This window comes from Gordonia tangerina (genome assembly GCF_021556435.1).
GTDB lineage: Bacteria > Actinomycetota > Actinomycetes > Mycobacteriales > Mycobacteriaceae > Gordonia > Gordonia tangerina.
The window spans coordinates 158058-183821 of the sequence record NZ_JAKGCU010000006.1; the positions used below are offsets into that span (position 1 = coordinate 158058).

Consider the following 25764-nt stretch of genomic DNA (forward strand, 5'->3'; position numbering starts at 1 on the left):
GTATCCGACCGAGCGACGGCCCACGCGTCGGCGCAACCGGACCCAACACGTGTCCCCCCGTCGAACGTCGGGTTTTGTGTGGTGGTGTCCAACTGCGAGAATTCGCCGGTGAGCTCCATGTCTCTGTCCCCCGACCACTCGTTCTCCGTCGGGACCTCTCTGCCCGGGACGATGGGCCGCACCGGCGTCATCGACACCCCGCACGGCCGCATCCGCACGCCGGCCTTCGTGCCGGTCGGCACCAAGGCCACCGTCAAGACGGTGCTGCCCGAGGCCGTCGGCGAACTCGGCGCGCAGGCCGTGCTCGCCAACGCCTATCACCTCTATCTACAGCCCGGCCCGGACATCATCGACGAGGCCGGCGGGCTCGGTGCATTCATGAACTGGCCCGGCCCCACCTACAGCGACAGCGGTGGATTCCAGGTGATGTCGCTGGGCGCCGGATTCAAGAAGGTCATCTCGATGGATGTCACCGGGGAGCAGAACGACGAGATCACCGCCGAGGGTCGCGAACGTCTGTCGCTGGTCGACGACGACGGCGTCACCTTCAAATCGCACCTGGACGGGTCCGCGCACCGGTTCACCCCGGAGGTCTCGATGCAGATCCAGCATCAGCTGGGCGCCGACATCATCTTCGCCTTCGACGAACTGACCACTCTGATGAATACGCGCGTTTACCAGGAGAACTCGTTGGAGCGTACCCGGCTGTGGGCGATCCGATGCCTGGCCGAACACAACCGGCTGTCCCGGGAACGCACCCACCGTCCGGCGCAGTCGCTGTGGGGGGTCATTCAGGGTGCGCAGTACGAGGACCTGCGCCGCAAGGCCGCCCGCGACCTGGTCACCATGAGTGCGATGGATCAGGCCGACGGTGGACGCGGCTTCGGCGGCTACGGCATCGGCGGGGCGCTGGAGAAGGACAATCTGGGCACCATCGTCGGCTGGGTCAACCAGGAACTGCCGGAGGACACCGCGAAGCACCTGCTCGGCATCAGCGAACCCGACGACATCTTCACCGCCATCGAGAACGGTGCCGACACCTTCGACTGTGTCTCACCCACCCGGGTGGCGCGCAACGGCGCCATCTACTCCCTCGACGGGCGCTACAACATTACCAATGCCAAGTACCGCAGGGATTTCCGATCCCTCGATCCCGAGATCGACAACTACACCAGCCAGTACAGCCGGGCCTATCTGCATCACCTTTTCAAGGCGAAGGAGGGGTTGGCCGCGACGCTGGCCACGCTGCACAACGTCTCCTTCATCGTGACGATGGTCGACCGCGCGCGCCAGGCCATCGAGGACGGCACCTACCCGGAGTACCGAGACGAGTTCCTGGCGCGCTACTACGCGGGAACCGGCAGCTGACTGCAGCCGCGCGTTTGACCGTTCGCAGCTGCGGGTAGCCGCCAACCAAGCCCGGGCGGGCGCCGCGGAGTTCGCCGAGGGCCAGGTCCCCGGGGTTCGGAATCTGTAGCCCCGGGGACCGCTCTGATGGCGGGCGCCCGCCGCCGCCTGCGGCCTACTACGGTGGACACCGGGCCGCCGTCGACGATCGTGTCGCCCGGGGACCCGGGGCGTCGTGGGACCGGAGGAGATGACAGATGAGTGTCCATCAGGCGATCGCCGACCTATCACGCACGATGCACGCAATCCCCGAGACCGACCGCGCGGCAAGTGACGAGGTGATCGAGGCCATCACCGCCGGTGCTGTCGAGCACGTGGCGGGCACCGATCACGCAGGCGTCCTGCTCGTCGACCCGAAGGCCCGCGAGTACGAGACCATCGCCCCGACCGACGAGATCATGGTCCACCTCGATCTTCTGCAGAAAGAGACCGGACAGGGCCCCTGTGTGGAAGCCGCATGGCAGCACCACATGGTCCGGGTCGACGACATCGCCGCCGATCCGCGTTGGCCCGAGTTGTCGGCGCGCACCGTGGCCGAGACGCCGGCCCGATCCAGCCTGTCGTTCCAGCTGTTCACCCATCACGCCACCATCGGTGCACTGAACCTGTTCTCCGACCGGGTCAACGCTTTCGACGACGACTCCGTCGAGGTGGGTCTGGTCTACGCCACCCATGCGTCGCTGGCGCTGTATCGGGCCCGTCAGCAGGGCGACTTCCGCAGCGCGTTGGCCAGCCGTGATCTGATCGGTCAGGCCAAGGGGATGTTGATGGAGCGCTTCACCATCGACGCGGTGGCTGCCTTCGAGTTGCTGCGGCGTCTGTCGCAGGATACGAACACACCGCTCGTCGAGGTCGCGCGACAGGTGACCGAAGCCACACCGGACTAGCGGGAACCCGACTGCCGTATAATTCGTTGCGCACTTGTGAGGACAGTGCGTACACCGCACCCTCCCCGCCCCGACCGCCAGTCAGAAAGACCCGATGAGACGCGCCAAGCGCCCCCGTCCGAAACGCAAGAAACCTCGAAGACCCGGCTCGCCGAAGCCTGAACCGACGGCGGTGGCCACATGTTGACCGTCCTCGGAATCATCGTCGGAATCCTGGTCGTCGTCCTCATCACCGCCCTGACCGGCTACTTTGTCGCGCAGGAGTTCGGCTTCATGGCCGTCGACCGGTCGCGGTTGCAGGCTCGCGCCGAGGCCGGCGACGCAGCCGCGGCCCGTGCATTGACCGTCACCCGGCGCACCTCGTTCATGCTCTCCGGAGCCCAACTCGGCATCACCGTCACCGGACTGCTCGTCGGCTACGTGGCCGAACCGCTCATCGGCAGCGGCGTCGGGGAACTACTCGGCGACGTCGGGGTCCCAGTTGCGGTCGGGGTCACCCTCGGCACGGTCATCGCGATCGGCTTCTCCACCGTGGTGCAGATGGTGTTCGGTGAGCTGTTCCCGAAGAACCTCGCGATCGCGCGGCCCGAGCCCGTCGCGCGGTGGTTGGCTCGGTCCACCACCATCTACCTGGCCGTTTTCGGCTGGCTGATCAGCCTATTCGACACCGCGTCGAACCTGCTGCTGCGGGCACTGCGGATCGAACCGGTGCACGACGTCGAGCATTCGGCCACCCCGCGCGACCTCGAACACATCGTCGCCGAATCCCGCGACGCGGGCGAGCTGCCCGCGGAACTGTCGGCGCTGCTCGATCGAGTGCTCGACTTTCCCACCCGAACCGCTGAGCACGCGATGATCCCGCGGACGCGCGTGGATGTGGTGCGCGCGACCGATCCGGCCGCCGAGGTGCTCGCCGCGATGAGCGCCGGGCACACGCGTTACCCCGTCGTCGACGATCGTGCCGACGTGACCGGGGTCGTCCACCTCCACGACCTGCTCGTCTGGTCGGATGGTGACGCGACCCCCGAGGCCGACGCGGGGGACTCCACCGCGGCCGATCTCGCTCGGCCCGCAGTGATCGTGCCGGTATCGCTGCCGCTGCCCGAGGTGCTAGCCCAAATCGACGCCGCTCACGACGAGTTGGCGGTGGTCATCGACGAGTACGGCGGATTCGCCGGTGTGGTGACCGTCGAGGACATCGCCGAGGAATTGGTCGGCGAGATCGACGACGAACACGACTCCGATGTAGCGCGACCGATCGCACGTGTCGACGAGGGCTGGCGGGTTCGCGGCGACGCGCACCTCGACGAGGTGTCCCGCGTGATCGGCCGTGACCTGCCCGAAGGTGACCATGAAACCGTCGCCGGACTGGTCATCGCCGAGTTCGGCGGCCTGCCCGCCATCGGCGACGTGGTCGAGGTGGACCTGGTCGGTGACCCGGTGCCGCTCGACGAGGACGATCTGCGGCCCGCCACCGCCACGATGACCGTGCTGTCGGTGGGACGGCATGTGCCGTCGTCGGTGCTGCTCACCATTCCCGACGCCACCGCCGAGGAGGGTGCACGATGAGCAATCCGTGGGTTGTTTTACTGGTCACCATCGCGTTGATCGCGGCGAGCGCCTTCTTCGTCGCCGTCGAGTTCGCGCTCATCGCCGCCCGCCGGCACCGGTTGGAAGACGCGGCCGCCGACAGCCGCTCGGCCCGCGCCGCGCTGCGCAGCGCCTCGGAACTGTCGGTGCTGCTGGCGGGTTCGCAACTGGGTATCACCGTGTGCACGCTAGCGCTCGGCGCCGTGACCAAGCCGGCCGTGCACCATTGGCTCACGCCGCTGTTCGAGACATGGGGTATGCCGACGTGGTCCGCCGACGTCGCCGGGTTCGTCCTCGCGTTGATCGCGGTCACGTTCCTGCACCTCGTCGTCGGTGAGATGGCGCCGAAGTCGTGGGCGATCGCGCATCCGGAACGGTCGGCGACGTTGCTGGCTCTGCCGATGCGGGCTTTCATGTGGGTCACCCGACCGCTCATCGTGCGGCTGAATGTGCTGGCCAACTGGTGTCTGCACCGGGTGGGTGTGGAGGCCGTCGACGAGGTCGCCGCCGGGCAGGACGCTGATGCCCTGCGTCATCTCGTCGAACACTCCGCCACCGTCGGCACCCTCGACGAGCGCTATCACGCGCACCTGTCCGGGGCGCTGGAACTGCAGCGGCTCACCGTCGCCGACGTGCTGGCCGGCGCCGTGGTGAGCTCAGTGGAGTCGACCGCATCGCCCGCGGCGATCCGCGCGACGTCGAGGTCGACGGGACATCGACGACTACTCGTGCAGGGCGTCGCCACCGGCGCCGACCGGTATGTGGGCGTCGTCCACGTCCGGGACTGCCTGTCGGCAGCCCCCGAGGCCACCGCAGCGGATCTGATGCGTCCGGTCCAGACGTTCGCGGCGACCGAGCCCGTGCACCGGGCACTGGCCACGATGCGTGAAACGCGGCAGCATCTGGCCATCGTGGTGGTCGACGACGACGTGGCCGGTGTGCTCACGTTGCACGACGTGCTGGATCGGCTGCTCGCGACCGCCTGACCGGTGGGGAGTCGGCGGTGTCAGCGCCAGTCGGCGTCGGTCAGGATCCACGGCTCTTTCGGCAGGGCGTCGGGCTGGAAACGCTCGGCCAGCGCGGCCAGGTCCACCGACTCGCCGTCCTCGGCGAGCCACAGTGACTGCGCGATGTGTGAGAGCACCTGCGCGGCGGACACGCCGTTTTCGGCCAGATCGGTCAGGGTCACCGCGCCGTCGCGTTTGCTGAGGCGAATGCGGTTGTCGTTGAGCACCATCGGAACGTGGGCGTAGGTGGGTTGCCGATGCCCCAGCAGCGCGGCCAGGTAAGCCTGACGCGGTGCCGACGACAGCAGGTCGCCACCGCGTACCACCTGGTCGACGCCCTGCGCAGCGTCGTCGACCACCACCGCGAGATTGTAGGCGGGGGTGCCGTCGTTACGTTGGATCACGAAGTCGTCGACCATCGCCGTGTAGGGCCCGTGCAGGATGTCGTCGACGGTGAAATGGTCGACGTCGGCGCGGATTCGGATGGCCGGCGGACGTGAACGGCGCCGATCGGCGCGTTCGGCGTCGGTGAGGTCGCGGCAGGTGCCCGGGTAGGCGCCTTGTGGGGCATGCGGCGCCGACGGTGCCTCCAAAATCTCGCGCCGCGTGCAGAAGCACTCGAAGGTGCGGCCCTGGTCGCGCAGCCCGTCGATGACCGAACGGTATGACGCCAGTCGATGCGACTGGTAGATCACCGGCGGGTCCCAATCCAGGCCCAGCGCTGCGAGGTCGGCCAGTTGCCCGCGATCGGAGCCCACCGCGGTGCGGTCGAGATCTTCCATCCGGATGAAGAACGCCCGGTCGGTGGTGCGGGCGAACAGCCAGGCCAGCACTGCGGTGCGCAGATTACCCACGTGCAGATCACCCGACGGGGACGGCGCATACCGCCCCGCCGGCATCGCGGTTCCTCCCAGGTCCATCGCCGATCACCCTACCGACCGGCTGGCGACGCCGGATTTCGATACGCCACTCACTCTGTTCGCGGCTACTCAATCCGCGAGTTGTCCAGCGAGCGTTGTTGGCGTGAGTCCGTCCTCCGAACCGGCGCTGGCCGAGGTGGTGGTGTGTGTCGGTGGTTGAGTAGGTCGGAGGCGCTGGCCGAGACCGTATCGAAACCACGCAACCAACACCGTCTTCCCACACCTTCCCGGCCCGTACCATGTGACCCGTGGACCTCCCGGTTATGCCACCTATCGCGCCGATGCTCGCCAAGGCCGTCACCGCGGTGCCCGACCAGCCCGGCGACGACCCGGTGTGGTCGTATGAACCCAAGTGGGATGGCTTTCGGGCGTTGATCTTTCGCGACGGCGACGAAGTGGCGATCGGATCGCGTGGCGGTAAGGATCTGGCGCGCTACTTTCCCGAGCTCGTCAGTGCCGCCAAGGCCGAACTGCCCGAGAAAGCCGTGGTGGACGGAGAGATCGGGGTCCCGGCGCTGATCGGCGACACCCATCGCCTGGACTGGGACTCCCTGGCCCAACGTATTCATCCCGCCGAGTCGCGGGTCACCATGCTCGCCGAGAAGACGCCCGCGATCTTCATCGGCTTCGATGCGTTGGCGTTGGGGCCGGCCGACGTGATGGGTGAGCCCTTCGGAGTGCGGCGCGAAGCATTGTTGCGGGCCATCGCCCCATCTGGTGGCGCCGACCGTCGACTCCACGTCAGCCGGGTGACCGGCGATCCTGCCGTCGCTACCGACTGGTTCACCGCATTCGAGGGCGCCGGACTCGACGGTGTTGTCGCCAAACGACTCGCCGGCGCCTACGTCGAGAACAAGCGCGAGATGGTGAAGGTCAAGCACAAGCGCACCGCCGACTGTGTCGTGTTCGGCTACCGCGTGCACAAGAGCGGTACCGGTCTGGGGTCCATGTTGTTGGGGCTCTACGCCGGCGGCGAGCTGCGGATGGTGGGTGGGGCCGGCGCTTTCTCCGATGCCAAACGCATCGAGCTACAACAGATGTTCGAACCGATGCGTCTGGACCCCGACAAGCCGTCGGCCGGTGAACCGACCCGCTGGCGTTCGGAGAAATCGGGCGAGTGGATTCCCATCCGGCCCGAGCTGGTGGTCGAGGTGGCCTACGACCAGATGGAGAATCATCGGTTCCGGCACACCGTGAAATTCCTGCGCTGGCGGCCGGATAGAGATCCGGAGAGCTGCACCTACGACCAGCTCGACGTGCCGCTGACCTACGACCTGCACGACGTGCTGGAAGGAACGTCCTAGACATGCCTTCTCGTTCTCCTGCCGAGGAACTCGACGTCGACGGTGTGGCCGTCCGGATGAGCAACCCGGACAAGATCTATTTCCCGGAACTCGGCGAGAACGGCGGCCGCAAAAGGGATCTGGTGGGCTACTATCGCGACATCGCTCTGCAAGGTGTCATCATGACTGCCGTGCACGGCCGTCCGACCTTCCTGCAGCGATTTCCCGACGGTGTCGACGGCGGCGAGATCTACCAGAAGCACATCGCCAAGAAGAGGCCCGAACACGTCCAGTCGACCCGAATCGTGTTCCCCTCCGGCCGAACCGGTGACGCAATCAAGCCGACCATTCCGGCCGACATCGTGTGGGGCGCCAATCTCGGCACGGTCACCTTCCACACCTGGCCGACCGTCGACCCGGACAACGATCATCCCGACCAGCTCCGGATCGACCTCGACCCACAGCCGGGCACCGACTTCGACGACGTGCGCCGCGTCGCGATCGAAGGTCTGAAACCGCTCCTGGAAGATATGGGCTACACGGGATTTCCCAAGACCTCTGGCGGCCGCGGTATCCACGTGTTCGTTCCCATCGAACCCAAGTGGGATTTCATCGCCACCCGGCGCGCAGTGATCGCGCTGGCCCGCGAGCTCGAACGGCGCGACCCCGACGCGGTGACCACGTCGTGGTGGAAAGAGGAACGCGGGGAACGCATCTTCATCGACTTCAACCAGAATGCCCGCGATCGCACGATGGCCTCACCCTATTCGGCGCGGCGCAGCCACAACGCCCGGGTGTCCACGCCAGTGACCTGGGACGAACTCGCCGATGTGAACCCGGACGACTGCACTATCGCCACCGTCCCGGATCTGGTTGCGCGCCGTGGAGACCCGATGTCCGACATCGCCGCGCACCGCCGGGGCATCGAGCCGCTGCTGGAGATGGTGCAGCGCGACGACGCCAACGGTCTCGGCGACATGCCTTATCCGCCAAGCTATCCGAAGATGCCGGGGGAACCGCCGCGGGTGCAGCCGAGCAAGAAGGTCGCCGCGCACTGGGACGAGAAAGGCAACCGGGTTGAGGACTGATCTCCCCGCCCCCTCTGCTGGTCGCGTAACTCACCCGCTGCTTGGGTAAGCCCCCTCCGCTGGTCGAGTAACTCACCCGCTACTTGGGCAAGCCCCTTCCGCTGGTCGAGTAGGTGCGAGCCGCTAGGCGAGCGCCGTATCGAGACCACCTGCAGCACAACGTGTCTCGATACGCAACTCACTCCGTTCGCTGCTACTCGACCAGCGGTGGCTGGTTGTTGATCGCCCGGTTTGTTGATCGCTCCGTCGGTCGCCAAGCCGAGACTTTCGTCAGCCGACCCCGACGCTCTGCTCCTTCGCCAAATTCTCCGCCCGATCCCTGATCCCGTGCAGCATCTTGCGTTCCATGATCAACGAACCCGGTTCCATCGGCAGCATGCCGAGACGGTCGACCAGCCGAGGCAGCCGGAAGCGGTTGCGGCTGATCAGCCGGGTGGTGCCGTCGTGCCGATCGGCCAGGGTGAACGCCCACACCCAGTTGCCGTCGGCCGAGCGCGTCGCGAACGCGTGATCTGGCTCGGCGATCTCGATGCGCATCGTGTTGGGGCCCAGTCCGATCTCGTCGCCGATCTGCGGGTGCTGGAAGTCGTCGAGCACGTTGTCGGCGCTGTGCATGTGCAGGCCGAGAAGGTTCTCGATCCAGTCGTAGGTGTAGGCGCCACCTCGGGGGTCCGGGCCCATCTGCGCCAGCCACGGGTACACGTACTCGGGGCGGGCCAGGATGGTGATGGCCCTGGTCGACACCCCGTCGGGGTCGGGCAGTAGCTCATCGCCGGGCAATGCGGCGTTGACCTCGTCGTCGGTGGCGCCCCAGTTCAGGATCGGCTGCCTCAGCACACGTTGATAGCCCACCGCCGCGGCAGCCAGCGCACCAGCGGCGAACATCCATGCGGTGTTCATATCTTCAGCATGCGCCGACGACCAGGGCGGTGTCGTGGGCCAAAAGGCACCACTTCCGGGGTGTCGAATCGGCGTGTTCTGGGTAAGCCTGCTGTGGAGTCATACCCCAATGAGACGGCCGAACAAGACCGCCCAGTCGTGTCGGAGGAGCACATCATGCCCGAGAACGTCGCCCGTAAGCTCATCGCAGCACATCTGGAAGCCGGCGAGATGACTCCCGGCGAGGAGATCGCGCTGCGCATCGACCAGACGCTGACCCAGGACGCCACCGGCACGCTGGTGATGCAGGAACTCGAGGCGCTCGGGCTGGACCGGGCCCGGACCGAGGCAAGCGTCCAGTATGTCGATCACAACCTGTTGCAGACCGACGAGAAGAACGCCGAAGACCACGAGTATCTGCGGACGGCATGCGCCCGCTTCGGGCTCTGGTTCTCCAAACCAGGCAACGGTGTCTCCCACCCCACCCACATGCAGCGCTTCGGGATACCCGGGAAGACCATGGTCGGCTCCGACTCGCATACCCCCGCTGCCGGATCGCTGGGGATGCTCGCGATCGGCGTCGGTGGGTTGGAGGTTGCCCTCGCGATCGCCGGTCGCCCGCTCAACATCCGGATGCCGGAGATCTGGGGTATCCGCCTGGAAGGTGAACTGCCCGAGTGGTGTTCGGCCAAGGACGTCATCCTGGAGATGCTGCGACGCCACGACGTCAAAGGTGGCGTGAACCGGATCATCGAGTACCACGGACCGGGCCTCGACGGGCTCACCGCGATGGATCGGCACGTCATCGCGAACATGGGCGCCGAATTGGGCGCCACCACAACGGTGTTCCCGAGTGACGCCGCAGTGCGGGAGTTCCTGGCGGCCGAGGGCCGCGAAGACGACTGGTCCGAACTCGTCGCCGATTCGGGCTCGACCTACGACATCGAGGAGACCATCGACCTCGGCGACATCGAACCGCTGATCGCCAAGCCGTCGTCGCCGGGCAACGTGGTGCAGGTCCGCGAGGTGGCCGGCGAGGATATCTCTCAGGTCGTCATCGGGTCCAGCGCCAACCCCGGGCTGCGGGACTTTGCGATCGCCGCCGCGATGGTGGCCGGGCGGCAGACCCCGCCCGAGGTCAATTTCGACGTCAACCCCACGTCGCGGGAGATCCTCACCGACCTCACACAGATGGGCGCCACCGCCGAACTCGTCATCGGTGGTGCCCGCATCCATCAGGCCGGCTGCATGGGCTGTATCGGGATGGGGCAGGCCCCCGCGACGGGACGGAACTCGTTGCGCACCATGCCACGCAACTTCCCGGGGCGTTCGGGTACCAAGGAGGACGCGGTGTGGCTGTGTTCCCCCGAGACGGCGGCGGCCTCCGCGCTGACCGGGGCGATCACCGACCCACGGGACTGGGCGGCCGACGTGAAGATGGCCTATCCGAAGCTCGATCTGCCGAAGCAGCATTCGATCAACACGGCAATGCTGGTGGCGCCCCCGTCGCCCGACGAAGCGGAGAAGATCCAACCGGTCAAGGGCCCCAACATCTCCAGCCTGCCCGAACTGGACCCCCTGCCCGACGACGTCGAGGCACCGGTACTGCTCAAGGTGGGTGACAACATCTCCACCGACGAGATCTCCCCGGCTGGCGCGCGTGCATTGCCGTTGCGGTCCAACATCCCCAAGCTCGCCGAGTTCAGCTTCACCCAGGTCGATGAGACCTATCCCGAGCGTGCCCGTCAGGCCGATGGCGGTCACGTCATCATCGGTGGGGAGAACTACGGTCAGGGATCCTCGCGGGAACATGCGGCCATCGCGCCGCGACATCTCGGTCTGCGCGTGGTGATCGCCAAGTCGTTCGCACGCATCCACTGGCAGAACCTGGCGAACTTCGGGGTCTTGGCCTTGGAGTTCGACAACCCGGCCGACTACGACGACATCGACCGGGACGATGTGCTGCGTCTGGACGGCCTGCGCGAAGCGATCGATTCCGCCGACACGCTCACCGTACGCAACTCCACCAAGGATCAGACGTTCACTGTCCGGCATCGTCTCTCGCGTCGCCAGGTGTCCGATGTCCTTGCGGGTGGACTGATCCCGCGGCTGGCGGCCGAAGAGCATCCCGACGACCATCGGGCCGAAGAGACCGTCCTGCAGGACAGTGGCGAGATCAGCTGACCCGCCATGCTTGGTCAGGGAAGCAAAGCGATCTTGCCGCCGGGATGGCCACCCGCGACCACTTCGAGCGCGGTCGGGGCGTCGGCGAGTGGATAGGTTCGTGCCATCGGCACCACCAGTTCGCCGTGAGCCGCGAGGCGGATCAGCTGGGGCCGCACCGTGTTCCGAAACGCGAGGCTCTCCGGCTGCGTCCCACCCAGGGCGATGAATCCGTCGGCCCGGGCGCGTTGTGGTGCCGCGATGGTGATCACTCGCGATCTGTCGTCGACGAGCTCCAGTGAGGAATCGACGGCCTCGTCGGTACCCGCCGCGTCGAGGGCGGCGACCACGGGCTGTGGGGTGATGGCGCGTATGCGATCGGCCAACCCGGGGCCGTAGCGGACCGGTATCCCGCCGAACGCCCGTACGCGCTCGGCGCTCGCTGGGGAGACAGTGCCGATCACCGTGACTCCGCGGAGTCGGGCGAATTGGAGGACGGTGACGCCGACGGCGCCCGACGCCGCGTGCAGCAAGACGGTGTCGTCGCGCTCGATGCGCGCCGCGCGAAGCATGTCTGCGGCGGTGCACCCGGCGAGCAACAGGTTGGCGGCCTCCGGGAAGTCGAGGGTCTCCGGTTTCGCGAACACCGTCGACGCGGGCACGGTCAGTGCCGTCGCGTAGCCACCGCGCACCCGGAAGGCGAGCACTTCGTCGCCGACGGCGCCACCGCCGGAGGCGATCTCGGTGTCCGGGCCGATCGCGGCGATGGTGCCGGCGACCTCGTAACCGATCGGCAGCGGTAGATCCGCCGGATCTACGACCCGCTGCGCGTGCTTCAGGTCGGCCGGGTTCACCCCGGCCGCCCGCACCTCGATGGTGACCTCACCGACGCTCGGTGGCGCAAGTTCGTCGGCGATGAACTCGAAGTCGTCGAGCCCACCGAAGCCATTCGCCACCCATCGATGTGTGCGCATGTCGTCAGGCTAGTGGCTGTTCCGGCCGCACCCGCGGGTTCCGGCTTGGAGGCGAAACTGCGGCCAGAACCTGCAGCTGCGGCCAGAACCGTCCGGCGCGACCAGAACCGCCCGGCGCGCGTTTCAGACGGCGAGTTGGGCAGGTTGGACCCAGCCGTCAGCCATGAACTGCAGCAGGAGCTGCGCCTTGTTGCCGACCGGACGGCCGGCCTCGGTGTAGCGCTGCGACACGCGGCGATAGTGCGCGCGTACCGTGCTCTCGGCGACATAGTGGGTATGCGACGTCTCGCGCAACGTCGCACCCAGGGCGTAGGTGGTGAGGATCTCCAGCTCGCGGTCGGTGACGTTGACGCGACTGCGCAGGCTCGGTGTGCGGCGCGCGGTCTGCTCGAGGAGGTTTTCGAGCTGACGGGCCGCCAACGGCGTGTTGGCGATGGTGATCCCGGGCGCATCTCGGATGTCGGTGCCGATCGCGGCGATCAGGCAGTTGCGCATTCCGCGTCGCGCGCGGAATCGGGCCAGCTTGTCGGCGGACCGGACAATGGCGATCGTCGGCGGCAGCAGATCGGCGGCGACGTCCACGTCGATGATGACCGCGTGGTAGCCGAGACCTTTTACGAGCGCGGCGAGCGCCGCATCGGTGAGGTCACGCTCGGCGACGATCGCGACGGTGGCCGGACTGGGTAACGGGTAGAGCGGCACGCGTAGGTCGCGGTCCATCTGTGCGGTCATGTGTTCCCCTGCGGTGGAGGTGGATCAGATGAATCCACTGTCACCGACCACACCGACAGAATCAGCTGTTGTTGTGACCAGTTCCGCGGAGTTCGGGTGCTCTTGTCACCCAAACGGTTGCTCTTGATGCCAGATCGCGCATGACTTGCTGATCGAAGGCTAAATTGCGCATGTGGGTAGTCAAATGCGCATTCTCATCGCGTCGCCGCTGGGGCATGTCGTCGCCAAGCCGCTGGAATCGTCGTTCGATGACGTGGTGGTGACGGTGGCGGCCGACCAGGACGAGTTCGTGCACGGCGTCGCCAGGCGAGTCCGGTTCGACGTGGTGGCCGCCGACCTCATCTGGAATCGGCCGACGATGGAATGGATGTTCGACGGGCTCGACGCCATCGACGCACTACGTCACGCCGATCGCCTGGCGCCGGTGCTGCTGGCCACCCAGGGGCACAGTATGGAACGCGATCACCTCGAAGAGGCGCGGCTGCGTCCGGAGGTGTCAGGGGTGATCGCCAAGTCCGACGGGCTGATGCCGTTGATGAACGCGATCCGCACCGTCGCCCTCGGGCAGCGGTTGCCCACGGCACAGCCGATGGGCCGTCGCATGCCGCCGCTGTACGAGTTGTTCGTCGGGCGCCGTGGGCACACCGCCGGCAGACTCGCGGGCGCCATCGCTTCCGGCAGCGCCACCGACACGGCGAGCCTCGCGGCCGCGGCCAAGGTGTCGCCCAACACGGCCAACAAGCTGACCAGTCACTATCTCGGCCCGATCATCACCCAGCGTGGCGAACACGACGAGCGCCTGCCGCTGTCGCAGGCGGCGGTGTATCGCTGGTGCGGACTACACGCCCGCTACATCGTGAGCTGGTGCCGCCGGCACGGGCATTCGGACGTTCTCGGCGAGCTCCGGCGCTGATCAGCTGCCGGCGTCGTCGCGGGCCACGGGTCCGTCGCCGATCGTCACCCGCTGCAGCGTCCACCAGAAGATCAGTGCGGTTGCGATCGATCCGGCCGCGGAACCGACGAGCGCGCCGAGGAAATACCGGTACTCAGCCGCGGCATCGATCGATCCGGCGAGCCAGGTGACCACCCAGAGCCCGGCGCCGGCGGCCGTGGCCACCACGAACAGCACCGACCAGAAGACAACGACCGCGCGCTGGCCGATCGGACGCCCAGGTGAGTTGGCGGGGGTGATCCGCAGATATCCCAGCCGCACACCGATCACACATACGAGGCAGGCGATCGCGAGGGCCACTGCGTCGGCGGCGAGGGTGTCGGAGAAGCGATGCCATTTCGCGGTGATCGTGTAGGCGCCGACGCCGATCGCCCACGGCATCACCACCAACGCCACGAGTGCCCGTAGCCGGAACGGCGTCACCAGCAGCACGCCGAAGAGGATGGTCATCGCCGCGGTGGTGTGCCCACTGGGCAGGCTGTTCTGCAGGTATTGCGGGTAGGCGTCGATGAGTTCGGGCCGTGACAGGACATAGCTCTTGAGGATCTGCGTCACGACCTGCCCGGCGACGATGATGACCAGTGCGGCCAGACCGACCCAGGACCGGCGGCGGATCACGGCGAACACCAGCAGCGCGAGCATGGCGATCACCATCGAGGTGATGGTGATGGTGCCCAGTACCGAGTCGGCCTGCACCGTCATGGCCCGCCCGGCCTGATCCGCGCCGCGCAGGGCGGCGTTCTCGATGGTCTGGCCGGTCACCGTCCGTACGGCGAGTACATACGTCGCGATGCCGGCCGCGATGGCGAGGACACCGACCGCGACCCAGCGAAGAACCGTGTGCGGAGGCCGTGTCGGGGCCACGTCGGTGGCGATGGCGATTTCGTCCGTTGAGTCCTCCGCCGAGTTATCCGCCGAGTCCTCAGTCGAGCCGTCCAGCAAGTCCGTGCCTCCCAGGGTGCGGTCTTCAGTTTCGCACGGGACGATGACGCAGAACGTCCCCGGCAGCAGTGTTCGACGGGATGTAGCCGTCGAACCCGCTGCCGGGGACGTCTCGGTCGGTGAACCGGGCGAGTGCCGGTCAGCCCTGGATGAACTCCTCGAGCTGTGCGCGCGCGACGTCGTCGGCGAGCTGCTGCGGCGGGGACTTCATCAGGTAGGACGAGGCGGGCAGGATCGGGCCGCCGATACCGCGGTCCTTGGCGATCTTGGCGGCGCGAACGGCGTCGATGATGATGCCGGCCGAGTTGGGGGAGTCCCACACCTCGAGCTTGTACTCCAGGTTCAGCGGCACGTCACCGAAGGCGCGGCCTTCGAGGCGGACGTAGGCCCACTTGCGGTCGTCGAGCCACTCGACGTGGTCGGACGGGCCGATGTGGACGTTTTTGTCCTCGACCTTGCCGGCCAGCGCGCCGGTCAGGTTGGAGGTCACGGCCTGCGTCTTCGACACCTTCTTGGACTCCAGACGCTCGCGCTCGAGCATGTTCTTGAAGTCCATGTTGCCGCCGACATTGAGCTGATAGGTGCGGTCGAGCGTGACACCGCGATCCTCGAACAGCTTGGCCATCACGCGGTGGGTGATGGTGGCGCCGACCTGGCTCTTGATGTCGTCGCCGACGATCGGGACACCGGCGTCGGTGAACTTCTGCGCCCACTCGGGGTCCGACGCGATGAACACCGGCAGGGCGTTGACGAATGCGACGTTCGCGTCGATGGCGCACTGGGCGTAGAACTTGTCGGCCTGATCCGAGCCCACCGGCAGATAAGACACCAGGACGTCGACCTCGGCGTCCTTCAGGGCCTGCACCACGTCGACACCGTCGCCGTCGGCCTCGGTGATGGTCTCGCGGTAGTACTTGCCCAGACCGTCGAGGGTCTGGCCGCGCTGCACGGTGACGCCGGTCGGCGGCACGTCGGCGATCTTGATGGTGTTGTTCTCGCTCGCGAAGATCGCATCGGACAGGTCGAAGCCGACCTTCTTGGCGTCGACATCGAACGCGGCGACGAACTCGACGTCGCGCACGTGGTAGCCACCGAACTTCACGTGCATCAGGCCGGGGACGGTGGAGTTCTCGTCGGCGTCCTTGTAGTACTGCACGCCTTGAACCAAGGATGAAGCGCAGTTTCCTACGCCCACAATGGCCACGCGCACCTTATTGGGCTCACCCATGGTCGGGTTCTCCTTCTGATCGCGGCGTCGCAGCTCGCTGCGTCACCGGTGTTTTTTCTTCGTGGGTTTCTCTTCGCCCCCTGCCGCGGGACGGCTCTGAGCCCGCGACCTGGAAGTCGGTATCGGCGGTGTCGACCAGCGGATCCCGGCCGGGATCGGTCAGATCGTCGCCGTCGTGATCGCCGGAGGCCTCGGCGGCGATCAGTTCGTTGAGCCAGCGCACCTCGCGTTCGCTGGATTCGAGGCTGAGTTGATGCAGCTGACGGGTATAGCGGTCGACGGCGCGATTGGATCGCCCGACGATCTCGCGCAAACCTTCACGGCGTTCCTCCACCTGACGGCGACGGCCCTCCAGGATGCGCATTCTCGCGACCGCCGGTGTCCGGCTGAAGAACGCGAGGTGCACCCCGAACCCGTCGTCGGTGTAGTTCTGTGGACCGGTGTCGGCGACGAGTTCGCTGAAGCGTTCGCGGCCCTTGTCGGTGAGCTGGTACACCCGCCGACCGCGTCGCACCTTGACGGCCGTCGGCGCGGTGGCCTCGTCGATCAGCCCATCGGCCTGCATCCGACGCAGCGTCGGATACAGCGAACCGTAGGAGAACGCCCGAAAGGCGCCGAGCAGCCCGGTCAGTCGTTTGCGCAGCTCATAGCCATGCATCGGGGCTTCGAGCAGCAATCCGAGAACTGCGAGCTCCAACATCGGTGCCCACTCCCTCCTCGTTTGATCGTCTGCCCTGGCCGACCGTCTGATCACGGTGCACCGACCGGCGAGGCGATGTGTTCGACAACTCTGACGCCACAACACCTCGCCGCGATGTGATTGACAATGTATCGCACCGATATATTCGTCGTCTACAGCGGGTCCTTCGTGACGCCCGCTCGTTCCTCGCGGGCTCCTGAAGGATCGGGGCAGGCGTGCGGCGGGTTGTTGCTCTGTTTCCTGAGGAATCCCGGAGCTTGCGGAGGGATGTCACGAAGGGCGCCCAACCACCGCCGACACCACGACACGGTCGGATCGGGATGACGGTCACACCGACAGCCGTCGGAGCGACCACGTACCCTTGAACCCGTGCAACGCCAGATCGTCGACTACGCCCTGCAGCGCAGGTCGCGGCTGTCCGACGTCCATTCCGGACGGACCGCCGTGGCCGATGTCTGCGATGCGAGTCCGTATCTGCTCCGGGCCGCCAAATTCCACGGCCGCCCGTCGTCGACGCTGTGCCCGATCTGCCGAAAAGAGCAAGTCACCCTGGTGTCCTGGGTGTTCGGTGAGAAGTTGGGGCAGGTATCGGGGTCGGCGCGCACCAACGACGAGATCGCCCGACTCGACACCACCGCCGAGGAGTTCTCGGTGCATGTGGTCGAGGTGTGCCGCACCTGTAGCTGGAACCATTTGGTGCAGTCCTACGTTGCAGGCTTGCCGCCGCGTTCGTCGCGTTCGCGTCGGGTCGCCAAGTAGCTCGGGCGCAGCGCGCTGCAGGTGTGCGCAGCTGTCGGCGCCGGTCTCGCAGCCCAGCCGCGGGAGATGGAACTTTGCCCGAACGCCGATCGTAGGTCACAGTGGGATAACGAGCGGGGGCATCGGGCCGGTGGACATCGGGGCTGGGATGACGGACTGGGTGACCAGTTGAATGACGGAGACAGATAGTGAGTAGCGCTGACACGGTCGTGCGCGCGGATCGGATGGTTGGACAATGAGTACTCGCGGTACATCGCCCGCCGGCGGTGGACGTACGTCTCGTCCCTCAGCCGACGACACACGCCGCAAACGGCAGAAATGGCTGGCCATCGGCCTCGGGGCGTTCGGCGCACTCGTGCCGGCGGTCGCCCTGATCGGCATCGTGGCGTTCATGCTCACCTACGTCGGCGCGTCGGTGCCGGCACCTGGCGACATCAAGCAGAACCAGGTCGCCACCATCCTCACCTCCAACGGCAAGACCATTGCGCGCGTCGTCCCGGAGGAGGGCAACCGTACCGACGTCAAGATCGAGGACATCCCCAAATCGGTGCAGGACGCCGTGATCGCCGCCGAGGACCGCGAATTCGCGAGCAACTCCGGCTTCTCCATCCGGGGTCTGTCGCGAGCCGCGATCGGCCAGGTCACCGGGAACGGCGGACAGGCCGGCGGTGGGTCGACGATCACCCAGCAGTACGTCAAGAACGCGCTCGTCGGCGACGAACACAGCTATGAGCGCAAGTTCAAGGAACTCGCGATCGCCACCAAGATGTCGAACGAGTGGTCCAAGGACGACATCATGGCCGCCTACCTCAACACCATCTATTTCGGCCGGGGCGCCTACGGTGTGGCCGCCGCTTCGCAGGCCTACTTCCACAAGGACCTGAGCAAGATCACGACCGAAGAGGCCGCGGTGCTCGCGGCCGCGATCCGGTCGCCCTCCTACTACGATCCGGAGATCAACCCAGAGGCCGCGCAAGCGCGGTGGAACTACGTGCTAGACGGCATGGTCAGCACCGGCGCACTCACGCCCACCGATCGCGCGGGAATGCAGTACCCGAAGGTGCCGGCGGCACGCGCCCAGAGCGACGACACGCCGGGCGCCAACGGGCTGATCAAGCGCCGGGTGCTCGCCGAACTCGGTGAACTCAACATCTCTGAGCAGCAGGTCCGCACCGAAGGCCTCAAGATCACCACCACTATCGACCCGCAGGTGCAGCGTTCGGTGGTGTCGGCGGCCAACGGCAAACTCGAGGGCGAGCCGAACAAGTTGCGTACCTCGGTGGTGTCGATCGATCCGCGCACCGGCGGCGTCAAGGGCTACTTCGGCGGGAACGACGCCACCGGCTGGGATTACGCACAGGCGGGACTGCAGACCGGGTCGTCGTTCAAGGTGTTCGCCCTGGTGGCGGCCCTCGAACAGGACATCCCGCTGTCCAAGACGTACAGTTCGGCGCCCTACTCTGCGCCGGGTGGGTTGACCGTGGAGAACTCCGACGGGGAGAGCTGCGGATCCTGCAACCTCGCGACCGCGATGAAGATGTCGCTGAACACGGTCTACTACCGACTGATGATGGATCTCGACGGTCAGGCCCGGGCGGTCGCCGACGCCGCGCACAAGGCAGGCGTCGCCGAGAGCTTCGGCACCATCGAACACACGCTGCAGGAAGCCAACGGTGGCGTCGAGGGTGGCGTGGTGTTGGGTCAGTACCCGTCGCGTGTGCTCGACATGGCCTCGGCGTACGCCACGCTCGCCGCGTCGGGTGTGTACCGCGAGCCGTACTTCGTGCAGAAGGTGGAGACCTCCGATGGGGAGGTGCTCTTCGATCGCCAGCCCAACAAGGGTGAGCGCGTCTTCGATGCGAAGGTGGCCGACAATGTGAGCGCGGCACTCGAGCCGATCGCCTCCTACTCCAACGGGCACGCGTTGTCGGACCCGAGCCTGGGGTCGCGGCCGTCAGCAGCCAAGACCGGTACCGCGCAGCTCGGCGACACCGGACAGAACAAGGACGCCTGGATGGTCGGCTACACGCCGCAGCTGTCCACCGCGGTGTGGGTCGGTACCGACGAGGGCACCGCGATCACCAACTACGCCGGCTCGTCGATCTACGGCAGCATGCTGCCCTCGGACATCTGGCAGGCCGCGATGAACGGCGCCCTGGAGGGCAAACCCATCCAGGATTTCCCGGAGCCCGAGGCGGTCGGCGGTCAGGCAGGTGTGCCCTACGAGCCGCCGCCGGTGACCTACGACCAGGATGCGCCGCAAACCCAATCGCCCGGCGACCAGGGGCCGTCCCGCCGGTTCCCCGGCAACGGCGACGGCAACCTGACGCTGGCGCCCGGTGTCACGATCCCGTTGCCGGGCAACGCGGAACGCGGCGGGGGCAACTCGGGCAACTCGGGTGGCGGCAATTCGGGTGGCAACTCCGGCGGTGACTCGGGTGGCAACTCAGGCGGCAACTCGGGCGGCGGTGACGACTACACCGGTGGTGGAAACGGTGGTGGGGGTACCAACGGAGGAGGCTACGAGGACGGTTTCGGCGGTGACATTCCAGAACCCCCGCCGCTGAACTGAGTCGACACCGACCGTGGCAGAGGAGAACTCGACCGAACCGGGCTCCCCCGGTGATCTGTCGGCGATAACCGACGATCGCGGGCCGGGCTCGGACTGGGAGTCCGCGGCGGCACTTGCCGCCGACACACGCCTCGATCGCACGCGGGTGCTGCCGAGTCGCACCGACGTCGTCGTGCATGAGGCGTCGAACGTGGTGGGCGGTCCGGTCGGTCGACACGCGGCGGTCGGCCGCAGTCGGGCGTGGACACCGATCCGGGTGCTGTTCCTGCTGGCGCTGTGCGCGTTGGCGGTGAGCTGGTTCGGCAAGGCCAGTTGCCTCCAGCAGGCACCGGCCGACGAGAACTCCCCGGCCGGCACCGAACTGCGGCTCGACTGGGACGATCAGCGCCAGTACACCAACCTCTGCTACTCGGATGTGATCGGGCTGTTCGGAGCCGAACGCCTCAATGAAGGCGCCTTCCCGTACCGCACCTTCTGGTACGAGCAAGGCCCCGACGGCCAGCAGATCAAGCGGTACATGGAGTACCCGGTCATCACCGGCATGTACATGTACGGCATGGCGACGGTCGCGCGCGCCTGGCTGTCGGCGCACGAGAAATGGGGTGTGCCTGCCGCTCTCGACGTCGTGCTGTTCTTCGACCTCGCGGCACTCGGACTCGCCCTGTTCTGGCTGGTCACCATCTGGGCCACCGCGCTCACCGCGCGCCGCCGTATCTGGGCGGCCTGGATCGCGGCACTCTCACCCCTGGTGGTGGTGCACGCATTCACCAACTTCGACGCCATCGCCACCGCCATGGTTGCGCTCGCGGTTCTGTGTTGGGCTCGACGAAAGCCTTGGCTGGCCGGTCTTTTCATAGGGTTGGGCACGGCCGCGAAACTGTATCCAGTGCTGTTGCTGGGTGTGCTGCTCGTATTGTGTCTGCGCTCGGGGCGGTTACGGGAGTTCGCGCAAGCTGCGGCCACCGCCGTGCTGGTGTGGGTGGGCGTCAATCTGCCGATCCTGATCCTCTACCCGCAGGGCTGGTGGGAGTTCTTCCGCTACAACTCCGATCGCGCTGCCGAGAGCGACAGTCTCTATCGCGTGATCAGCTCCGCAGTCGGATTCCAGTGGAACGTCACGGTGCTCAACGTGGTCTCGCTGGGCCTGCTCGTGCTCGTCGCGCTCGGCGTCGGGGCCGTGGCGCTCGGTGCGCCACAACGACCTCGGTTGGCGCAGTTGGCGTTCCTGATGGTGGCCGGATTCCTGCTCGTGAACAAGGTGTGGAGTCCGCAGTACTCGCTGTGGCTGGTGCCGTTGGCGGTGCTCGCGATTCCGCACACTCGCTTGTTGTTCGCCTGGATGTTCGTGGACGCACTGGTGTGGGTGCCGCGGATGTCGTTGTATCTCGACGCCGACCGCCGCTGGCTACCCGACGAGTGGTTCACCGCGGTGATCGTGTTGCGCGCGCTGATGGTGATCGGGCTGTGCGCGGTGGTTTTGTGGCAGATCTGGCACCCGGCCGACGATCTTGTGCGCAATCCGCGTCGCGACGACCGCGACCCCGGGCCCGAGCATCTGCTGGATGACCCCGCCGGCGGTGTCCTCGACGGTGCCCCGGATCGATTCACTGTGCGCGGCGGACGTCGCCGCGCCGCCGTCGAGCCAACGCACAGCCCCGGTCCCCCGGCCCCGCCGGGCCCGGCGCCCGACCTCACGCCGACGGCACCCTGATATCTGCCGACGGAACCCGCAATCCCGCCGACAGAACCCGGTGTCGCGTCGACAGCATCCCCGCGTGCCTGCGTCGTCGTCGGTCCGGCCGACATTAGGCTCGGCGCTATGGCACGTGGCGGCTCCCGGCGAGCGCGAGCGGGACGTAAACGGCAGCGCCGAATGCGCCTCGCCGACAACGACCTGAGCCCGTTGCAGTGGCAGGAGATCAAGACCGCCTGGGGCGGATGCGCCTACTGTGGCCGCACCGACACCGTCCTCCAGCGTGACTGCATCCAGCCGCTCTCGGTCGGTGGACGCTACACCGAACTCAACGTGGTCCCCGCCTGCCGCTCCTGCAATGCCAGCAAGTGCAACACCGAGGTGACGTCCTGGATGCGTCGCAAAGGGCTCGACGAAGAGCTCTTCCTGCGGCGGCTGGTGATCATCCGCGCCTCCCGGGTCGTCGTGCCGGACCCACCGGCCGATGCGCTTCAGTAGGGTGCGATACATGGGTGACGTACAAGCGCTGGTGGCACATCAGGACGACGACGGCAACATCGACCTCGTTCATGAAACCGTCGAGGAGAGCTTCCTGCCCGACGGCGACGTCGAGATCGCCGTCGAGTACTCGGGCGTGAACTTCAAGGATGCGCTCGCGGTGTCCCCGAAAGGCGGTGTGGCCCGGTCATACCCGTTGATTCCCGGCATCGACCTCGCCGGCACCGTCCGCTCGAGCAGCTCGCCGCAGTTCTCCCAGGGTGATGTGGTGGTGGCCCATGGCTACGACATCGGTACCGGCCGCCACGGCGGCTACGCCGACACCGCACGACTGCCCGCTGACATGGTGGTCAAACTGTCCGGACTGTCGGCGAAGGATGCTGCGGCCATCGGCACCGCGGGCTTCACCGCCGCGATGAGCGTGGAGGCGTTGACCGCGCACGGCATCACCCCGTCCGACGGTCCGGTCCTGGTCACCGGGGCGACCGGCGGGGTCGGCAGTGTCAGTGTCGACCTGTTGGCCGCGGCCGGGTTCGAGGTGATCGCCTCCACCGGCAAGGCCGATGCCGCCGACCTGCTGCACACCCTCGGCGCCACCGAGATCATCGGCCGACTTCCCGAGGAGGGCGAGAAGGTCCGTGCGCTGGGCAAGACGCGGTGGGCGGCCGTCGTCGACTGTGTTGGCGGCGCCACTCTCGCCTACGCCCTGAGCACGCTGAAGTATGGCGGTGTGGTGGCCGCCTCCGGTCTGGCGGGCAGCGCCGACCTTCCGACGACCGTCCACCCGTTCATCCTGCGTGGCGTCACCCTCGCCGGCATCGACTCGGTACAGCTGCCGATCGTCAACCGCCGCGCAATGTGGGCCAAACTCGAGGGCGAACTTCGGCCGCGTCACCTCGACGACGTGACCACCGATGTCGCGGTCACCGACCTACCCAAGTCCATCAAGACCATCCTCGCCGGTGGTGTCACGGGCCGTACCCGGGTCCTCGTCGCCGGCGAATTCTGATCACGGGTTGGCGATGAACCCGCTCGGGTATCACTGAAGGCATGCCAGATCGTGCCGAACAAGTCTCCGATACCACCGCCGAAGCGGCCGGGAAGGTCTCCGAAGCCCTGGAGTACGTCGAACGGGCCCGTGGTCACCTGTACAGCTTCCATCAGCTGATCGGACACGCCGATCTGGTGCTGGGCGAGGCGGTGGATGCCCTGCGTGCCGACGGCCACACCGACCTCGCGGACGCGCTCGAGACCGAGATGGTCGGGCGCAACGTGCTCAACGGACGGTGGACCTTTCAGGTCGTCGAAGAGTTCGACGACACCTACTGGTTGCCGTTCCGAGCGGCCGACCAGCGCGTGCGCGATGAGTTGATGGACGGTGTGCGGCACCTGCACGAAGCGCGGATGAAAGAACAACGCCGCACTCACGGCCACCCCGATCACACCGAGAATCCGTAGGGATTCGTCTACCCGGAAATCCGCTCCATCAGGCCTGCCCTCGCCGCCGGCCAATCGTCGTCGGTCATCGCGTACTGCGCGGTCGTGCGCCACCCGTCCCCGAAGCGTCGGTGTTTGCGGAGCAGCCCTTCGAAGGTCGCACCCAGCTTGGCGATCGCCGCCCGCGACTGGGCATTGCGCTCGTGTGTGTGCCACACCAGCCGCACCGCGCCGCAGTCCTCGAAGGCGTGCCGCATCAGCAGGAACTTGGCCGTCGGGTTGATCGTCGTGCCCTGCACATCCTCGGCATAGAAGGTGTAGCCGATCGTGGTCGCCAGGTTGGTCGGGTCGATCTCGTAGTAGCTCGTCGACCCGACCAGGCGGCCGTCGGTGTTGTCGATGACGGCGTAGGCCACCCGATACGACGGGTCGGCGCGTGCGTTCTCCAGCCACCGTCGACTCGAGCCCGGGTCCGTCGGCACGCCCGGTACCCAGCGGAACCGATCGGGGTCGTCGACGATCTGTGCCAGCGCTTCGGCATCGTCGGACACCAACGGCCGCAGCGTCACCCGGCCCATGGACAGCGGTTCCGTGCCCAGCCAGGTGCTCACGATGTCGTGACCAGGTCGGGTTCGGTCGGCCGGACCCGGCGACCGAAGGACGCCAGCGGTTCACGTAGCGGCGCCCGGACGAACGCGACGATCAGGTAGGCCAGCACCACCGCGTGCACCCACACTCCCACGTTGACGCCGGTGATCACCCACCACTTCATCGGCGAACCGGACGTGTAGATCCCGAACAGCCGGAAGATGGTGGTGTCGAGGATGAAGTCGGCGATCAGATACGCGGCGATCACCGGCCACCGCACCTGAAGCAACACGAAGAACGGCAGAATCCACAACGTGTACTGGGGCGAGTGCACCTTGTGGAACAGCATGAATCCGGCCAGCATCGATGCCGACACCCCGATCCAGGGGTAGACGCCGTCGCGCTGATACACCCGCCAGCCCAGGAACACCGCCAGCGCGAAGGCGGCGACGATCAGCATCGGCGACAAGAGTCCGACCAGTGTGTTGTAGGTGTCGTTCTGGCCGCCGGTGAAGTGACGCAGACCCCAGTACCAGATGGAGTTGGTGTCGACGTCGGCCTTGCGTTGGCCCTGGAACGACAGGGCCGCCCGCCAGCCCTCGAAACCGAGGACCATGAACGGCAACTGGATCGCGATCACGGTCAGGGTCGCGGCCACCGCCACCCAGGCCGCTCCCACCCAATCGAGCTTCCGGCGCAGCGGGGCCGCGCCGCCGGGGCCGGCCCCCGCGCCGTAGGTGAGGACGTAGATGGCCAGCGGCAGTACGAAGAAGCCGGGATAGAGCTTCAGACAGAAGCCGATGCCCAGCAGGATCGCCGCCAGGATCGCCGCGGTCCGCACCGACAGGCGACGTTCCCCGGTTCGCGGACTGATCGTCGAGCCCCACGCCATCACCGCCACCGCGCCGACCGCGGTCGCGACCACCGGCAGCTCCCAGTTGTGGAAGGCGTAGAGCACCAGGGGTGGGGTGGCCGCCCACAGCAGCACCCACCAGCGGGTCATCAACGCCAACATCACGGTGATCGCCAGCCCGAACGGCACCAGTAGCCACACCGAATGCTGGAAGAACTCGGTGTCGGTGTGCGCGCCGATCGCGCCCAGCCACATCAGCATCCCCGACAGCACCGGGTATTCGACGACGCCGCCGAACAGCTTGCCGTCCGGGGTGATGCCACCGTGGATGAACGGGAACACATGATTGTTGATGTCTCGGCCGATCCACAGGTACATCAGGTCGGAGTAGCAGGGGATCACCGCATCCGGGTCACCGACCGGCCAGTGCGAGCTGCGGCCCTCGTCGAGGAACGGGGCGCCGCCGCATTTGATCTTGACCTGATAGCTCCACCACATCGTCAGGCAGGTGGCCAACAGGGAGACGACGAGGATGAGCGCCATCCGGCCGCGCCCGGCCAGCAACGCGTGACCGAAGCGCGCCGGCGCGGCGGGGGATGCGGACATGGCCTA

At 66.9% G+C, this 25764-nt stretch carries 23 protein-coding genes; 14 read left to right on the plus strand and 9 right to left on the minus strand.

Annotated features, from left to right (window positions below):
- Nucleotides 1-117 precede the first annotated feature (117 nt).
- The 4 genes from tgt to L1892_RS09755 all read left to right on the plus strand — a co-directional run bounded on the left by tgt (nt 118) and on the right by L1892_RS09755 (nt 4870).
- Complete coding sequence (gene tgt / locus L1892_RS09740; protein ID WP_235723432.1) at nt 118-1368, plus strand: tRNA guanosine(34) transglycosylase Tgt; 1251 nt, start codon at nt 118-120, stop codon at nt 1366-1368.
- 236 nt (nt 1369-1604) lie between these two features.
- Entirely contained in the window at nt 1605-2294 is a 690-nt protein-coding gene (locus L1892_RS09745) for a GAF and ANTAR domain-containing protein (RefSeq protein WP_235723391.1), read from the plus strand.
- 180 nt (nt 2295-2474) lie between these two features.
- The gene (locus L1892_RS09750; RefSeq protein WP_235723392.1) at nt 2475-3863 is read left to right on the plus strand and encodes a hemolysin family protein; all 1389 of its coding nucleotides are present in this window, start codon (nt 2475-2477) and stop codon (nt 3861-3863) included.
- Nucleotides 3860-4870: a hemolysin family protein gene (locus tag L1892_RS09755; RefSeq protein ID WP_235723393.1), complete on the plus strand. Its 1011-nt coding sequence runs from the start codon at nt 3860-3862 to the stop codon at nt 4868-4870. Before L1892_RS09750 ends, L1892_RS09755 begins: the two co-directional genes overlap by 4 nt.
- A gap of 20 nt (nt 4871-4890) precedes the next feature.
- Here the strand turns inward: L1892_RS09755 and gluQRS are convergent, their stop codons facing one another.
- Nucleotides 4891-5811, minus strand: a complete 921-nt coding sequence (gluQRS, locus tag L1892_RS09760) for a tRNA glutamyl-Q(34) synthetase GluQRS (protein ID WP_235723394.1) — start codon at nt 5809-5811, stop codon at nt 4891-4893.
- 248 nt (nt 5812-6059) lie between these two features.
- Here gluQRS and L1892_RS09765 point away from each other — a divergent pair, with 248 nt between their 5' ends.
- Nucleotides 6060-7115 (plus strand): ATP-dependent DNA ligase, encoded by a 1056-nt coding sequence (locus tag L1892_RS09765; protein WP_235723395.1) that lies wholly within the window; start codon nt 6060-6062, stop codon nt 7113-7115.
- Between the two features lie 2 nt (nt 7116-7117).
- On the plus strand, nt 7118-8182 hold the full coding sequence (locus L1892_RS09770; protein ID WP_235723396.1) for a DNA polymerase domain-containing protein: 1065 nt from the start codon (nt 7118-7120) through the stop codon (nt 8180-8182).
- 270 nt (nt 8183-8452) lie between these two features.
- On the opposite strand, the gene L1892_RS09775 is transcribed toward L1892_RS09770, so the two are convergent.
- Nucleotides 8453-9082 (minus strand): SRPBCC family protein, encoded by a 630-nt coding sequence (locus L1892_RS09775; RefSeq protein WP_235723397.1) that lies wholly within the window; start codon nt 9080-9082, stop codon nt 8453-8455.
- 156 nt (nt 9083-9238) lie between these two features.
- Here L1892_RS09775 and L1892_RS09780 point away from each other — a divergent pair, with 156 nt between their 5' ends.
- On the plus strand, nt 9239-11245 hold the full coding sequence (locus tag L1892_RS09780; RefSeq protein ID WP_235723398.1) for an aconitate hydratase: 2007 nt from the start codon (nt 9239-9241) through the stop codon (nt 11243-11245).
- Between the two features lie 14 nt (nt 11246-11259).
- Here the strand turns inward: L1892_RS09780 and L1892_RS09785 are convergent, their stop codons facing one another.
- On the minus strand, nt 11260-12198 hold the full coding sequence (locus L1892_RS09785; protein WP_235723399.1) for an NADP-dependent oxidoreductase: 939 nt from the start codon (nt 12196-12198) through the stop codon (nt 11260-11262).
- A gap of 123 nt (nt 12199-12321) precedes the next feature.
- Entirely contained in the window at nt 12322-12930 is a 609-nt protein-coding gene (locus L1892_RS09790) for a helix-turn-helix transcriptional regulator (protein ID WP_235723400.1), read from the minus strand.
- A gap of 184 nt (nt 12931-13114) precedes the next feature.
- On the opposite strand from L1892_RS09790, the gene L1892_RS09795 reads away from it, so the two are divergent.
- On the plus strand, nt 13115-13843 hold the full coding sequence (locus tag L1892_RS09795; protein ID WP_235723401.1) for an MSMEG_1198 family transcriptional regulator: 729 nt from the start codon (nt 13115-13117) through the stop codon (nt 13841-13843).
- Here L1892_RS09795 and L1892_RS09800 read toward each other — a convergent pair whose 3' ends face one another.
- From L1892_RS09800 to L1892_RS09810, 3 genes are all read right to left on the minus strand, one after another.
- A complete protein-coding gene (locus tag L1892_RS09800; RefSeq protein WP_235723402.1) occupies nt 13844-14824 on the minus strand; it encodes a phosphatase PAP2 family protein in 981 nt (326 codons plus the stop codon). It abuts the gene before it with no gap.
- Nucleotides 14825-14963: 139 nt separating this feature from the next.
- Nucleotides 14964-16052: an inositol-3-phosphate synthase gene (locus tag L1892_RS09805; RefSeq protein WP_235723403.1), complete on the minus strand. Its 1089-nt coding sequence runs from the start codon at nt 16050-16052 to the stop codon at nt 14964-14966.
- Nucleotides 16045-16752, minus strand: coding sequence for a PadR family transcriptional regulator (locus tag L1892_RS09810; protein ID WP_235723404.1), 708 nt, complete (start codon nt 16750-16752; stop codon nt 16045-16047). Before L1892_RS09810 ends, L1892_RS09805 begins: the two co-directional genes overlap by 8 nt.
- Before the next feature lie 369 nt (nt 16753-17121).
- Between L1892_RS09810 and L1892_RS09815 the strand changes: the two genes are divergently transcribed.
- From L1892_RS09815 to L1892_RS09840, 6 genes are all read left to right on the plus strand, one after another.
- Nucleotides 17122-17511: a DUF5318 family protein gene (locus L1892_RS09815; protein WP_235723405.1), complete on the plus strand. Its 390-nt coding sequence runs from the start codon at nt 17122-17124 to the stop codon at nt 17509-17511.
- Between the two features lie 235 nt (nt 17512-17746).
- On the plus strand, nt 17747-20083 hold the full coding sequence (locus L1892_RS09820) for a transglycosylase domain-containing protein (RefSeq protein WP_235723406.1): 2337 nt from the start codon (nt 17747-17749) through the stop codon (nt 20081-20083).
- Between the two features lie 55 nt (nt 20084-20138).
- Nucleotides 20139-21794, plus strand: coding sequence for a glycosyltransferase family 87 protein (locus tag L1892_RS09825; protein WP_235723433.1), 1656 nt, complete (start codon nt 20139-20141; stop codon nt 21792-21794).
- 108 nt (nt 21795-21902) lie between these two features.
- Complete coding sequence (locus L1892_RS09830; RefSeq protein WP_235723407.1) at nt 21903-22274, plus strand: HNH endonuclease; 372 nt, start codon at nt 21903-21905, stop codon at nt 22272-22274.
- A 10-nt stretch (nt 22275-22284) separates the two neighbouring features.
- Nucleotides 22285-23283 carry an acrylyl-CoA reductase family protein gene (locus tag L1892_RS09835; protein WP_235723408.1) on the plus strand — a complete coding sequence of 333 codons (999 nt, stop codon included), beginning with the start codon at nt 22285-22287 and terminating at the stop codon, nt 23281-23283.
- A gap of 41 nt (nt 23284-23324) precedes the next feature.
- On the plus strand, nt 23325-23732 hold the full coding sequence (locus L1892_RS09840) for a hypothetical protein (protein WP_235723409.1): 408 nt from the start codon (nt 23325-23327) through the stop codon (nt 23730-23732).
- An 8-nt stretch (nt 23733-23740) separates the two neighbouring features.
- Here L1892_RS09840 and L1892_RS09845 read toward each other — a convergent pair whose 3' ends face one another.
- Both L1892_RS09845 and L1892_RS09850 read right to left on the minus strand, forming a co-directional pair.
- Complete coding sequence (locus L1892_RS09845; protein WP_235723410.1) at nt 23741-24322, minus strand: GNAT family N-acetyltransferase; 582 nt, start codon at nt 24320-24322, stop codon at nt 23741-23743.
- On the minus strand, nt 24319-25758 hold the full coding sequence (locus L1892_RS09850) for a glycosyltransferase family protein (protein WP_235723411.1): 1440 nt from the start codon (nt 25756-25758) through the stop codon (nt 24319-24321). Before L1892_RS09850 ends, L1892_RS09845 begins: the two co-directional genes overlap by 4 nt.
- Nucleotides 25759-25764: the final 6 nt, after the last annotated feature.